Source organism: Ureibacillus massiliensis 4400831 = CIP 108448 = CCUG 49529 (assembly GCF_000772965.1).
Lineage (GTDB): Bacteria > Bacillota > Bacilli > Bacillales_A > Planococcaceae > Ureibacillus > Ureibacillus massiliensis.
Window position 1 is genome coordinate 68,942 of sequence record NZ_JPVQ01000008.1, and the last position, 14,615, is coordinate 83,556.

General features: G+C 33.6%; 12 protein-coding genes. 10 read left to right on the forward strand and 2 right to left on the reverse strand.

What is annotated here, in order from left to right:
• Nucleotides 1–268: 268 nt before the first annotated feature.
• The 4 genes from CD30_RS06580 to CD30_RS06595 all read left to right on the forward strand — a co-directional run bounded on the left by CD30_RS06580 (nt 269) and on the right by CD30_RS06595 (nt 6,372).
• Nucleotides 269–3,004 carry a tetratricopeptide repeat protein gene (locus tag CD30_RS06580; protein WP_036174194.1) on the forward strand — a complete coding sequence of 912 codons (2,736 nt, stop codon included), beginning with the start codon at nt 269–271 and terminating at the stop codon, nt 3,002–3,004.
• A gap of 825 nt (nt 3,005–3,829) precedes the next feature.
• Entirely contained in the window at nt 3,830–4,684 is an 855-nt protein-coding gene (locus CD30_RS06585) for a hypothetical protein (protein WP_036174197.1), read from the forward strand.
• Between the two features lie 54 nt (nt 4,685–4,738).
• Nucleotides 4,739–5,116 carry a hypothetical protein gene (locus CD30_RS06590; protein ID WP_052126076.1) on the forward strand — a complete coding sequence of 126 codons (378 nt, stop codon included), beginning with the start codon at nt 4,739–4,741 and terminating at the stop codon, nt 5,114–5,116.
• A 266-nt stretch (nt 5,117–5,382) separates the two neighbouring features.
• Complete coding sequence (locus tag CD30_RS06595; protein WP_036174199.1) at nt 5,383–6,372, forward strand: GGDEF domain-containing protein; 990 nt, start codon at nt 5,383–5,385, stop codon at nt 6,370–6,372.
• A 153-nt stretch (nt 6,373–6,525) separates the two neighbouring features.
• On the opposite strand, the gene CD30_RS06600 is transcribed toward CD30_RS06595, so the two are convergent.
• Nucleotides 6,526–7,941 (reverse strand): peptide MFS transporter, encoded by a 1,416-nt coding sequence (locus CD30_RS06600; RefSeq protein ID WP_052126077.1) that lies wholly within the window; start codon nt 7,939–7,941, stop codon nt 6,526–6,528.
• A 509-nt stretch (nt 7,942–8,450) separates the two neighbouring features.
• Here CD30_RS06600 and CD30_RS06605 point away from each other — a divergent pair.
• From CD30_RS06605 to CD30_RS06620, 4 genes are all read left to right on the forward strand, one after another.
• Nucleotides 8,451–8,963 (forward strand): RNA polymerase sigma factor, encoded by a 513-nt coding sequence (locus CD30_RS06605; protein ID WP_235802013.1) that lies wholly within the window; start codon nt 8,451–8,453, stop codon nt 8,961–8,963.
• Nucleotides 8,956–10,008, forward strand: coding sequence for a DUF4825 domain-containing protein (locus CD30_RS06610; protein ID WP_036174202.1), 1,053 nt, complete (start codon nt 8,956–8,958; stop codon nt 10,006–10,008). Before CD30_RS06605 ends, CD30_RS06610 begins: the two co-directional genes overlap by 8 nt.
• A 132-nt stretch (nt 10,009–10,140) precedes the next feature.
• Nucleotides 10,141–11,082 carry an AEC family transporter gene (locus tag CD30_RS06615; protein ID WP_036174204.1) on the forward strand — a complete coding sequence of 314 codons (942 nt, stop codon included), beginning with the start codon at nt 10,141–10,143 and terminating at the stop codon, nt 11,080–11,082.
• A 99-nt stretch (nt 11,083–11,181) separates the two neighbouring features.
• Nucleotides 11,182–11,607 (forward strand): pyridoxamine 5'-phosphate oxidase family protein, encoded by a 426-nt coding sequence (locus tag CD30_RS06620; protein WP_036174206.1) that lies wholly within the window; start codon nt 11,182–11,184, stop codon nt 11,605–11,607.
• A 144-nt stretch (nt 11,608–11,751) separates the two neighbouring features.
• On the opposite strand, the gene CD30_RS06625 is transcribed toward CD30_RS06620, so the two are convergent.
• Entirely contained in the window at nt 11,752–12,363 is a 612-nt protein-coding gene (locus tag CD30_RS06625; RefSeq protein WP_036174208.1) for a trimeric intracellular cation channel family protein, read from the reverse strand.
• Between the two features lie 324 nt (nt 12,364–12,687).
• On the opposite strand from CD30_RS06625, the gene CD30_RS06630 reads away from it, so the two are divergent.
• Entirely contained in the window at nt 12,688–13,032 is a 345-nt protein-coding gene (locus CD30_RS06630; RefSeq protein WP_036174210.1) for a Na-translocating system protein MpsC family protein, read from the forward strand.
• A 154-nt stretch (nt 13,033–13,186) separates the two neighbouring features.
• Nucleotides 13,187–14,575 carry a plasmid pRiA4b ORF-3 family protein gene (locus CD30_RS19420; RefSeq protein ID WP_052126078.1) on the forward strand — a complete coding sequence of 463 codons (1,389 nt, stop codon included), beginning with the start codon at nt 13,187–13,189 and terminating at the stop codon, nt 14,573–14,575.
• Nucleotides 14,576–14,615 lie beyond the last annotated feature (40 nt).

Below are 14,615 nucleotides of genomic sequence, written 5' to 3' on the forward strand. Positions count from 1 at the left end.
TGTCAAAATTTCAATAGGTATGTAGTTATTGGGGAAATTGAGGAAAAAAGATGTGTTGGATAAAATTTGGGGTGGGATTGTTTTTTATTCATTTATTAATAGGATGTTAGATTTAATATAAGGGGCCATTTCTATTACTCTCACTATTTACTTGTGTGAACAGTTCCGTATAGAAATATGCGGACAATAATAGTAATGTAATAGAAAATAAATCTAAAAGAATCTATTGGCAGTTAAGTGATAAATATCGGGAAATGGAGGGATACTTATGGGAGACTTAAGGCCAAAGTATCAAGTGTTAAAAAGGAATAAAGACAATGCATCTGCAACAAGAGAGTTCACAGACCGTGAAGAACCGACAAAAGCATTCTTAAATGCGGTTGAACAAAAGACACAGGATGAATATAAAGTCCTTACTTATTATGGGGTAGGGGGGATAGGGAAAAGCAGATTATTAACAGAGCTTTATAATAAATTAGAAAGTGTTGATTCTGCTTGTGTTAAAGTTCTTCTAGACTTTAAAGAAGAAAGTCACCGTAATCCGGGAGAAGCACTTATTTTCATAAGAGACAAAATTAAAAGATCCCATAAGATTAAATTTAATACATTTGACTTAGCCTATGCAGTTTATTGGAAAAAGCTAAATCCTCAACTATCCATGAAATCAAATAATGGCGATTTACCATTTCTTGAAGAGGGAAGCTTTGTTGCAGATTTAGTTCAGCAGCTTGATTATGTCCCATTTGCTCAATGGGTTCCAAAAACGTTGAAATTAATCGGTAATATGGGGCGATATAAGGAGTCATTACAATGGTGGCATGGGATAGGAAAGCAAGTGATGGAGGATTTAGAGGAATCAATTCCAAGTGAAATCGAAGAAATGCTACCAGCCTTTTTTGCTGAAGATATAAAGGAATACTTAAAACGAACAGGAAAAAGCGCGGTTATTTTTATAGATACCTACGAAGCATTGTGGGCGAAAAATCGCTTGCAAGGAGCATTTCATGATAAAGATTCATGGGTGCAGGAGCTTGTTTTACAACTACCAGAAGTTTTATGGGTTATTGCAGGGCGAGAGAAAATTCATTGGGCTGATATTCAGGAAGCGTGGAAAAATTATCTCGATCAACATTTAATAGGGGAACTTTCAGAAAAGGACAGTGAAAGATTTTTATCCTCTTGTGGAATCCATAGTCAGGAGATAAAAGAGGTAATTATTCGAGGGAGTAGAGGCTACCCATATTATTTAGATTTAATGGTTGATACGTATACAGTCATTATCGATAATCAAAAAAGAACCCCTGTGTTAGATGATTTTTCACAAACGCCTCAGAAGATTGTTGACCGATTTTTATATTATTTAGAGCTTCATGAAAAGGAGACATTAAAAGTATTATCCTTTGCTCGTTACTGGACTGAAGAATTGTTTGTTGAATTAGTCAGTGAATTTAAAACAGGTTACCCTATATTTGCTTATAAAGATCTATTTCGTTTCTCCTTCATTAACCAATATGAAAATCGTACATGGGATATGAACCTAATGATGCGAAACAGTTTGCAAGAAGAAATAAAGAAAGAAAATCCTTACCTTTATAAAAAAGCACATCAATTCCTTTATAAATATTACAACGAGAAAATAACAAATAAAGAGAATGGGCAAATATCTCGAGAGGATTGGCCATATTTTAGAGAAGCCTTTTACCATGGGAATATTATTATGGAAACAGACGACTTTTTGAATTGGTTTTTATCTATAGGGAAAAAGCTTCAAGACTGCGGACAATTTGAACTGATCTCTTCTTATTATAATGAACTAATCGAACAGATTTCTAATAAAGATAATGAACAAGCGTCGGCTATTTATCAATATTTTGGGGGGATTGGCCTTCTTCAAGGAAATTATGAACTAGCACTAGAACTACTACAAAAGGCAGCGACAATTTATGCTAAGCTTCCAACAAAAAAACGAGAATATCTAAAATGTTGTAATGACTTGGCGGAAATAATGATTCAAATGACGAATTTTGATCAAGCATATGATTATTTTTCAAATGCGATTAATAGCTATCAAACTACAAATAGTGAAGAATTAGAAGTGCTATTGGAACTAGCTCTAGTTTATATCCGATTAGGTAAATTAGATATTCGATTTTCTAAATATGAAAATTCTACGGAGCATTACAAAACAGCTATCTCATTATGTAATCAAGTTTTAGAAATATCACCTGAGAGTGCAGTTGCCTATGGAAGATTAGCTTTATCATATGAAAAACTTGGTGAGCTACATTCAACTTTTAATTCTAATGAACAAAGACAATACTATCTTCAATCTATCGAGCATTATAAAAATGCGATAGAGCGAGAATATGATGTTAGAACCTTAGCGAATATGGGGCTGGCATATAAAAGATTAGGTGAGAGCTATGAATTGAAAACAGAGACCATCGATAAACTCAAAAGCTATGAGGAAGCTATCTCAATCTTTAATGAAGTAGTTGAAAAAGCACCAGATTTTATTGATGTTCTTGAAAAGAAAGGTCATGCGCTTGTTGATTATTTAAAAATTTCAATCGAGTTAGAACAATACAATCGAGCTATAGAATGCTTCAATGAAGCCATTGAGACTTTTGAAGCTGTACTTGAACTTTCGCCGAAACAAGGTGGAGCCCAAAATAGAATAGGTTCTGCTTATCGTGAATTAGCAATTATGTATATAAAGAAGAACGAGCCAACTCTTGCTATACCTCATTTGCAAAAAGCATTAGAAATTTACGATTTATTGAAAAGTACGTCAAACTATATTTATGTAGATAACAGCATGGCAAAAACCTATGAATTGCTAGGGGATTTCTACAAGAAACATAATGATATAACTCGTGCTACGGAAAATTATAAATTGGCAATAAACTCTTTCCAAGCAATGCTGAAAAGAGCGCCAAAGCTTCAGGAAGCAATAGAGGGGATAGAAAGAATCCGAAAATTTTTAAATATATCTGGTAATTAACAAGTGCTTCTTTAGTCTAAGAGGAATAATTGTAGGTTATAACGGTGTAAACGCAATTGAAATAATGTAAATCGAATCATATTACTTTGCGATATGATGCATTCTTGTTTAAATCATAAAATTCTTGTATAATAAAGGAAGTAGAAACGTAATTTAAAAAAGACCACTTGATGATGCGACATCAAGTAGTCAATATAATAGTCGGTCCCTACAAGGGGATTGGCTAGTGGTGTACTAACCCATCTGAGCCGTTAACTCAAGGATGGGTTATTTTTTATAGTTAAAAGACAGAATCATTATGACTAATGTAGTAAAAGAAATTGCAAACATTAGTGCTTCGAATACTGTCAAGAGGCATCACCCCCCGGCCTGCATAATAGAGCAGGTAATTGGGACGTTATCACAGAACGCGGTACTCTTAGTAGCCTGCGTTCTTTTATATGCAGTGAGCCAACCACCCTTGAGTTACCAAACTATTACAAATAATTATAGCACATATGTTCGTATTTATCATATTAAAATCTAAAGATGGTAACAATATCTTATCTATTACATACTATAAGGGATTCTATATTACTAAGAACCCATTCCCCCCGTCTCACTTCAATTTTCTATTTTTACAAATAACATCTTTAAGAATAGCGATAAAATAAACTTCAATTTTCGTTTCTAAATAAGGAATTTCCTGTAATTAGGATGTATAATGAAACTATTAGAATTAAGTTGTAAAATTTCCCTTCTTTGCAAATAGATTTAAAATAGCATCAAGTAGTTGAGTTGGTAAGTATTCATTAATTAAATAGTTGAGTTATTGGAGGTATATTTATGCGAATTCCGAAAGCAAGATATATTACTGAAGATGACATCAAGATGGTAACCCTCAATGAAATTACAAAGAAAAAATATGATGCAATTTATAAAGGTAAACTGTTTTGCCCCACTGATAATTGTCCTGCAAAAGTGTCATTTTGCAGCGGTCAAAAGGCACATTATAAAACATGGCGCTTCAGTAACCATTCTCCAGACTGTATTTATCATCTTAATCGGAACGGGAGAAGAACAGTTGTAGGCTCCACACCAGCGAATACGATGAATATTAGTAAAACGAGAATACAAGATGCTTTATCAAGAGCGTACAAATCAATGGTTGAAGTAGATGGAAGCGAACTAATACAACCTTCAAACAACAAACCCAAAAAGAATGATAGCCCAAAAACAAACGGAGCTGTAAAGGAACAATCCTTCCAACTGAAGCTTTTCGGCGGTGACCTTGATGAAGAAAGCTCGAACTATAAAGGAAAAAAGCTTCTTTCCAGATGGGTTCATCTTATTGCCCCAAATGATGTAGGACAAGTCCGATTGATTAAAGGATATGTAAAAGATGTTGAATTGCTCGATTCAGCTGCAGAAATAATTATAGGATTTAACAATGAAGAGATGAAAGTAGTTTTCGAAGAACGCTTCAGAAAAGAGCCTTTAAATAAGAGTTATTTAAATAAGTTCTGGGCAATTAAGGAAATGCTCAGTCATTATAAAGAAATCTATTTCACCGGGGTCGGAGAAGTAAGAGAAGATAGAAATGGGAAGTATGAATTGTCCATTTTTATGGGTGCTAGCTTTAAATTAAATAATGAAGATCTTTATAACATAGCAAGAGTGATGAGTTTGCAACAATTATAATTTTTAACATAGTTAAGATTTCTAAATTACCACCTAGCATCGATTGGAGACATTATGAAAAAAATTGTATATATAGTTTTGTTGATTGCTATTGTCATTATCGTGGCTGAATTATTTTGGAACCGAGCGAGTCTAGATACGAATTTAAGTAAGGAAATTCAATCCCTAATCGAGCAAGGGGAAAAGAAAATAGACTTAACAAAACTAACGGATTTTGAATGGGGAGCAGCCGAAGTGTTTGGTCCTTATTCGACAAATGAAGCAATTGAAGAGTCAATGGGTATACGATTTAAAGGTGACAATGGAGGCATTGATATACTTGATGACCGAATTTTAATCGTGTTTGCCAATGAAAAGAATGCTGTCAAAACAGTAGTGCTAAAACATTTTGGCGTGACAATTAGGGACAATAAATTATTGGTTGTTGAATAGTACAGAACGATTAATTTATGAATATTCTACTAGATCGAAAACTGAGTTAAAATTGAATGTAAAAATCTCGAATTTTAAATAGTCGGGATTTTTTTATATCCATTTAAAAATTACTATTACTTTGGACTGATTGTTGGTTAAAAATTCTAATTTTTTACATAAGTAAAAGTGCGTACGCTATAATAAAATTTGAATTTAGATATCTTTTAGAGCTACATAACAAACCAAACTCAGCCTCCATTACTACAGGAACGGGATGATCAGCTATGAACGGTAATGAATCCATACATCGTCTAAATACAATTTTATTCATTTTAATAACCGTTTTTTATTTCGTACATGTAATCATTAATATTATTATTGAAGGTTTTGGAAGTGTCTTTCCTCCAGCTTTTTTGTTTATCGTATTTGATATTATCTTTTTACTATTGATTTATAAAAAAATAGAACCACAGATAACGATGTATGTTATCGTCATCGGCATGTATATCTATTTTTATTACTTACTGAGTGATTCTCCATTTTTAGTAAATTATTTATTCATGTGGCTAGCCCTGCCTCTTTCTACTATTTATGAGAATACCAAATTGGTAATGATAGCGGGTAATGCATCGATTATTATTACTTTTTATGCTTTCTTTTATCTCCACAATGAAATTTTTCCGAATGTTGTAATGGAGGATTTTATTTATTTAATTTTATTTGGTGTATTTATGACGGCCTTTCTATTACTATTTATACACAAAATAAGAAAGGTAAAAAACAGTCTGAAGGAATTAGCATATAAGGATCCTTTGACTGGGGCGGCAAACCGCTTATTACTAAAGGAAAAATTTGATCTATTAAAAAGTATAAAGGTCCATTCTATCGCGATAGTATTTATTGATATGAATGGCTTTAAACGAATAAATGATACATATGGACATGAAGTGGGAGATCAATTGTTGGAAAGGTTTGTTTCAAGGCTAAATGATTTCCTAAGAGATACAGATTTACTATGTAGATTAGGCGGAGATGAGTTTATTATTTTATCATCCAATATCGACATAGAAAATTTAGAAAGTCTTTTAGAGAAAATCCAATTAGTATTGGATAAGCCGATGAACATGAACAATTTAGAGATAAAAGTTTCAGCAAGCATTGGATGGTCTTACTCAACAGAGGTCTCTAATGCAGATTTAGAGGATATGATCAAAGAAGCAGATAAAGCAATGTACAAGGCAAAAGGTAGTGAATTATTGTCTGGGGATTTATAATAAATTAGGATAAAAACACGCAAAGTTGATTCGTATGAACTTTTGTTTGCACGAAAAAAGGCACACCTAGTTAAATTACTAGATGTGCCTTTTTCGTAATTTTAGCTACCAAGATAAACTCTTAGGGTAGGAGAGATTAGAAAGTCACTATTATTAATTTGCTTTTACTAATTCATCCTCATTTTGATCCTCTTTATCGTCGTCACCTAACATCTTCACAAGCTTTTTCGAAATTGCAATAAGAACTAGGCCAAGAACAATAACAGCAATACCAATAACAGAGAATACTTCAAAATATCCCATACTTGCAGTAACGGCACCTAATTGACCGGCTAAGATGTTTGCCACAAAAGAACTAGCCATCCAAACAGCCATTAGTAAAGAAGCAAATTTAATTGGTGCGTACTTACTTACAAATGAAAGTCCTACTGGAGAAAGGAACAATTCACCAATTGTATGGAAAAGATATGTGAATACAATAAACATAATATTTGCTTTGATAGTAATATTGCTATCGTCGCTACCTGTTTGCATAATTGCAAATAGTAGCACTATAAATCCAAATCCAAGCAAGATCATACCGATCCCCATTTTTGTTGGAACTGGAAGATCTCCGCGTTTTGAATTTGATAGCTTCACCCATAGCATGGATACAAGCGGTGCTAATAGGATGATGAATAATGGGTTAACTGACTGGAACCATGCTGTTGGTATTTCCCATCCAAATACCGTACGGTCAATAAATTTATCCGTATAAATACTTAGTGCTCCACCAGCTTGTTCAAATCCAGCCCAGAAGAAGATAACAATCGCTGTTAAGATGAAAATAACAGCAGTTCTGTTTTTCTCAACTTTTGTAAGTTGTTGTTTTTCTACTACTCCTGTACTTGAAACTTGTGGTTTACCAACAGGTTTTTTACCAACATCGCCTAAGAAACGATTTCCTAAAGCGTTAAATAAGATTTGTCCAATAACCATACCGATTGCAGAAGCAAGGAATCCATATTTATATCCGTATTCGATAATTCCGTTTGCTGACACTGCAAACCATTTATCAGTAATAGCACCGATAATTAATGGCGCGAAAAATGCACCTGTGTTGATTCCCATGTAGAAAATTGTAAACGCAGCATCACGACGTTTGTCTTTTGGACCATAAAGCTCCCCAACAATGGTAGAAATATTTGGTTTGAAGAAACCATTACCAATAATGAGTAAACCTAAGCCAATATATACGGCAGTAAAGCTTTGATGTGCAAATAAAACAAGGTTACCTAGTGCCATGATGATACCGCCAATTGTAACAGCTTTACGTTGTCCTAAGTATCTATCTGATAGATAACCACCGATTAATGGTGTAAAGTAAACGGCTCCTGTAAAGAATCCATAAAGCATAAGAGCGGTACTTTCATCCATGCCTAATCCACCGCTAACTAAAGATTTAGTTAGGTAAAGAATTAAGATGGCCCTCATACCGTAATAACTAAAGCGTTCCCACATTTCTGTCATGAATAACAGATATAATCCAGGAGGGTGCTTCTTTGTATGTTGATCTATAGTTGTTTCCACTTTTGATGCGCCTCTAGGTTGCGTTTAATTATTTTAGTATAATTATCTTAATTTATAAACAATTAAATAGTCAATGAAGTTTTAAAAGAAACAAAATTATGAAAAATATTAATATTTATTATATTCAATTTATAATGTTGAGCTTATTGGAAACAAAGGGGTTGATATTTTTATAGTCAAAATCGTTATCCAATTTAACCAATTATTGCTATATCAAAATAACTATATAGTTCGGAAGAAAGTTAGTAGAACGCTTTTTTCCAGCAATAGAAAAATGATAAGGACAAGTGTGTAAATTGGTTCATATTTAATACACGATGAACCATGCGACAACTATTAACATACCCCATATTTTTATTAAGTATTTACGTTACACAAAGTCTTTGCTAGAAAATTATTTAGCTTTTTTATGTGACGCTTTAACTGGAAAGAAGAAGAGAACAAAAATTTTTGAAACCATTCTAATCTTTTCTCCGTCTAATCATAAATTTTTGAAAGGAGGGGCAACTTTGATTAACTCCTTAGAGAGGGAATTTAATGAACATCATGTGATGCTGCTTAAACTTGCTTATACATATGTAAAAAGCCGTGCTATGGCTGAGGATATTGTGCAGGATGTATTCGAGAAAGCGATTGAAAAGGAATCTGCTTTTCGAGGGGATGCTTCCTATAAAACCTATTTGATTCGTATGACCATTAATCGAAGTTATGACTATTTAAGAAGCTGGAAATATAAGCAATTGTCCATAACAAACACGATTGCACAGCTATTTAATTCTGAAACACCTGAGAAAAATGCCATTTTGAAAGATATAAAAGCCCAGCTTGGTATCGCTATTTTAAAGTTAAAACCAAAATATAGGGAAATCATCGTTTTGTATTATTACGAAGACTTTACGACGTTAGAAATCGCAAAGTTTTTAAATATACCTGAAGGAACAGTCAAAACGAGGCTAAAGAGAGCGCGGGAGCAGTTAAAACAAAAACTTGTTGGTATGAAAGGGGTGGATTTTGATGCATAAAGAGGTAAAGGAAAGTTTAAATAGGATTTTTGAAAAGGAAGGTATTCATGATGGGATGGTAAGAGCAAAAAAAGCTGAAAAGGTAACAAAACGAATGTGGAAGCCAGCTGTTGCTGGCATCGGTGTGGTATTCATTGCTTTGTTTCTATTGTTATCACCGTTAACAAAAGAATCAATAGACAGTACGAATGGAAATCCTGAGAACGACTATGAATCATTGAATCTTTTTAAGTTAAAAGGGACATATATTGGTGACAATTCGGCATTATCGGAAATTGTGTCAACAGTAGTAGGGGAGCAGGGGTATGAATATATCGAGTTGCAGACGAAAAACGAGCCCTACGGATTAATTGTGCATACCACACCCGCTACAATTGAACAGCTACAATTAAAATTAGCTCTTTACGTATTTGCATTAGTGCAAAATGCAGACTATGTGCAATTTGAAATGAATGGTCAGCATGAAGTGATACAAAAATCCGATTTGGAGAAAGAATATCAAATCGATTTTAAGTCAATACAAGATGAAGAAACATTAAATTCAATTTATGCAGAATTAACAGAAAGTAATGACTATCCAGTTGTATTCAATACAACACAGGAGCATGTATATAAAATACTGTTTAATGCAAGGGCTAGAGCCATTAAACAACCAGGTATCATCGATATTTTTAACCCTCAATTTGAATTTGATTTAGATGGAGAGAAATATTATTTATGGATTAATGATCAATCGGCAGTATTGGTGAAAGTATCAGACTCGCATTCATGGTATAAGCTTTCAAACGAAGACTTTGCCGAATTACAAAAGATGCTTTCAGAAGAAATTTTAGTGATTACTGGGGAAATTATCGAGATTAAGGGGAATCGATTGTACGTAGAGGAAACCGATGCAATACAAAATAATGGCCAATATGATTCGGCGTATGTATCTGTGGAAAACGGTGATGTATTTTCAGTCGGACAACCTATTTCAGTTTGGTCTTCTTTTGTAAATGAAAGTGCTCCAGTGCAAACAACCGCTTCTCGAACGCAGAAAAAATAGAGTGCTCTTCATGAAGATTTTAAGATGAAAACTTTTTTTAAACCGAGAAAACCTCATTCTATATTCTTCCTTAATAATATTTGAATAACCTTTCATGCAGTTTATTCATACCCTTTATCATGGAGGGGGATTATGGGGTCAATAAGTTTACTTTTGCAAGAACTGTTAATGCTTTATGGAATAGCAATACTAGGTTTTATCGCTAGGAGAAGGGGCATCCTTAATGAAAATGCAAATAATGTATTAACACAATTGATTCTTTACATCACATTACCGGCTTTAATTTTATTTTCTTTAGATGTTTCATTTTCTTTTTCCTTAGTAAAGGAATTTTTCTGGCTTGTTTTAATGTCTATTTATGTGCTTGTTTTATCAATACTGTTAGCTAATTGGATGAGAAGAAATGCTAAACTGTCTACAAAGCAAGCTAGTGTGTACGAAGGAATGATCATTTTTGGAAACCAAGGATTTATAGGTTATGCGGTAATTTATATTCTTTTTGGAGACCAAGGAATCATTTATTTAACAATATTTAATATATGTTATTTATTATTAATATGGTCGTATGGTATGTACCTGTTTTGTAAAAGTAATGATGCAATTAAACGAAAAGATTTATTTTTAAATCCAGGTATTATTTCTACAATTGTAGGATTAGTGATTTTTATATTGCCACCGATAAGCTGGCCAAATATGATTTCAGATGGTCTTGAAATGGTTGGAAAAATGACCGTTCCACTATCAATGATCATAATTGGGAGTTTAATCGCTAATATAAAATCCGTGTCTCTTTTTTCGATGTTAAAAAATAGAGCGCTATGGAAAATTGCAATTGCGAAACTTATAATGATTCCATTATTATTGATTCCGTTTATAGTAATTTCTGTACCAACACCACTATTATTAATTGCTGTTATAGTGTCTGGAATGCCTTCTGCACCAACGATTTCTCTATATGCACAAAAATATGGTGCGGATACTTCCTTTGCGTCGTTAGCGGTATTGTTAACTACGTTATTATGTATTGTTACCATCCCATTTCTATATTGGGTTGTAGAATTTTTAACTCATTAAACTTACTCTTCTTTTCCTTCTAGTTATTCACCTTATGAATTTTATGTATTTGGAAATGATAAAAACGTAATGAAAAAGTTGAAAAAGGAGTAATAAACAGTGAGTGAAGATATAAAAGAAAAAGTGAAAAAAATTATAGCAGGTCATCAAATGGGTGTACTTTCTTCAGTGGAAAATAATAAACCCCATTCAAGATATATGACGTTTTATAATGAGAACTTAACGTTATATTCACCAACTAAAAGGGATACCGAAAAAATAGAAGAAATTGAATCAAATCCAGCTGTTGCTGTATTGTTGGGATATGAAGAGAATGGGTTAAGTGATGCTTACGTGGAAATTACGGGAACAGCTACCCTAAATGATTCCCAAGAATTAAAAAAGCAATATTGGGATGAATCATATGAAAAGTGGTTTGATGGCCCAGAAGATCCAAATTACGTATTTCTTGAAATACAACCTGAGATTATCCGTATTTTAAATATGTCTGGTGAACCACCCCAAGAAATTACTTTAGAAAATTGAAGATTATCACCTAGTGAATCCTAATATAAATATTTTCAATTTGGCTCTTCGTTCAATTTATTACAAGAACGAGGAGCCATTATTATTTCAACGACTACCTTCATAATAAAACCCAGCAAGACGACTCGCTAGGCCAATTTTTTGTTATTCACTTTCTTTATGAAGGTGGTAGGGAAGAGGTAGACGCCAATTGTAGTGAATCGCAGACATTCGTAAAGCAACAACCACAAGGACGATAACTGTTAACTCAAAGGGAGAATCCCAACCTAACCAAATACAGAAAGCACATAAAATAGTTAAGATCGCATGAATTTCTTCCTTTAAAGCAAGTGGTTTTCTTTGTGCTATGATGTCACGAATCATTCCACCTCCAATGCCGGTAAACATTGATGCTAAAATGATTACACCAAAATCATTCGTAAACATCTCTTTGGCCAACATGGCTCCTTGTAAAGCGAAGGAAGCAAGTCCAATAGAATCAAAAAATAAACTCCAACGGCGCCAATGATTAAGTAGCTTTAGTGGCAGTAAAACAATAATTGTTAGTGTCATTAAAACTGTAAAAATAATGATAGGATCCCAAAGCTCAGTAACGGGAACACCAATAATTACATTACGAATGAGCGCTCCTCCAAAGGCTGTAGTTAAACCAAGTGCGTAAACTCCTATAAAAGAGTATTTTGCCTCAAGTGCCACAAAGGCGCCACTCGCTGCATAAGAAATAATTCCGATAAAATGTAAGACAATCCAAGACATTCCTTTAAAAAACCTCCTAAAACTTAAACACGATCCGCGATTAAAATAGTACAAAAACAAAAAAACTCCACCACAAGATAATGTCAAATGACATCTTGTAGTGGAGTAATTTATTAGCAATCCCTACTAACGAATCATTCCATGGGAAAAATAAAAATAGAGTTCTAACAAAAAATTTATTAGAATTCCATTTCAAAAGCTGTTTAAATGATAAATAATAGTCATGATTATACGCCGATTTTCTAAAAAAACAAGACATATTTAGGGTGATTGAATATTTAAAAGTCTTTGTTGTATAGTATTAAGCTATTAGGAGGCAAGAACATGGGGAAAAGGGAAACGATGTTTAATGATATTGTGCGGAAAATGCGAAAAGAGATTTATGGAAAGGGACCGGAGCGAATTCATACCCACTTCGTAGAGAACATGGCTGTTACTGTCATGTACGGAATTCTAACCCCAACCGAAAAATTCATCACACAAACCGAAGAAGGCAAAAAAGTAATCCATAACGCCAGAACTCAAATGATTCAAGATCTTTATAAGCAACAAATCCCAGAAGGTATGGAAGAACTCATTGGCTCCAAACTCCTCCATCTATTTTCAGATGTGAAAATTGATGAGGATATGGCGGTGTCGGTGTTTATTTTTGAGGATACGGTTGAGTGAAGAAATTGACAAATTAATATTTCATACTTAACAGATTACGCTAGGGGAAGGTTTCCCTAGTTATGATAATTGGTTAAATAATACAATTTATATATATTACTATTACTTATAAGTTATACTATTAATAACTATTTTATAAGAAATTAGGTGACGTGTGAAAGCTTATATTTTAAAACTTACATTCGAAGAGATTAAGCCAGAGATATGGCGACGAGTAGTTTTGCCAGCTGGTGCGACATTTAATCGATTACATGAAACGATTCAATATGTGACGAACTTTCAAAGTGAATTAGATTCCTATCATAACTTCAGCTTCGAAATAGAGAATTTATTTATTACGAACGATAGGAATTTATTGGAAGAATATAAAGGCAGACTTTTTAATGGATTGACAGTGAAACAGCCATCTCGAATAAAAATAGATAACTATCTTGAAAAACATGGTGAAATCTTATATCACTATGATTTTGGAGACGACTGGCGGATTCGAGTAGTACTTGAAGAGACGGTAGAGGATTATTATTTTGGCTATCCAACACTACTTGCAGGAGAAGGGGTTGCTCCACCAGAGGATGTAGGTGGTCCATCTGGATACAAAGAGTTTCTTAAAATCTACCAGGATCCTACACACTCTGACTATTTATCAACTTATGCATGGGCGGAAAGTATGTATTATTTACCACTTGATAACGATGAAGTAAATGAACAATTAAAACATGTAAAATATAAAAAATCGGAATGGATGCATATTGATCATGAAAATTATTATGTGCTTTCAGATAAATACCGCGGCTCTGATTATGTGGATTTAGAAGCTCTGCCAAATAAAGACCTCATCATTCAATATGCAGTTGCTTGTACGAATTTATATGGGCTAATTGAATATCAAGAGTTTCTAAAAATTTATAATGCTCAAAACAAACCGTCCTTATCTAGTAAGGAATTAAGGGCATTAATTACAACTCCTCAGTATGCAAAACAATTGGAACAGCAATTTGTTTTTGTACATAAACGTGCATTTATCCATGAGGCGATTGAGTTTGTAGAGGATTACGGAAATTTTTTAGATCAGGTTATAGGAAAGCCGTTCTATGTTCCTGTAAAAGAAGAATTATTACGATATACCGATGAACTTTACTACGAAAAAACGAGCTATCTAGAAAAGTTAGAGAAGATGTTAGCGAAAGACTTTTTCGGAGGAAGCACACTGATGGTCAAGGACGAAATCGATGAAATCGTTGGTCAATTACAGTTAATAGAAATCGATTTTAACGAGGTAGTAAGTGACTTATTAGGACGCTATGAATTTCAAGATTTAAAGCATGCAAATGAATATATTCAAGTCCTCACCAACATTGCAAACACGACACGAATTTGGGAAAATCGAGGTCATACGCCAGAGGAACTTTCGAGAATAGACAAACAACATGCATCACCAATACAAGCATTACCTTTGAGGGTAATCATCGGGGGCAAAGTAGGGAGAAACGATCCATGTCCATGTGGCAGTGGGCTGAAATTTAAGAAATGTTGTGGAAAGTGATGTATGGTTCTTAAAGATATATATATAAAGAACTGGGGGG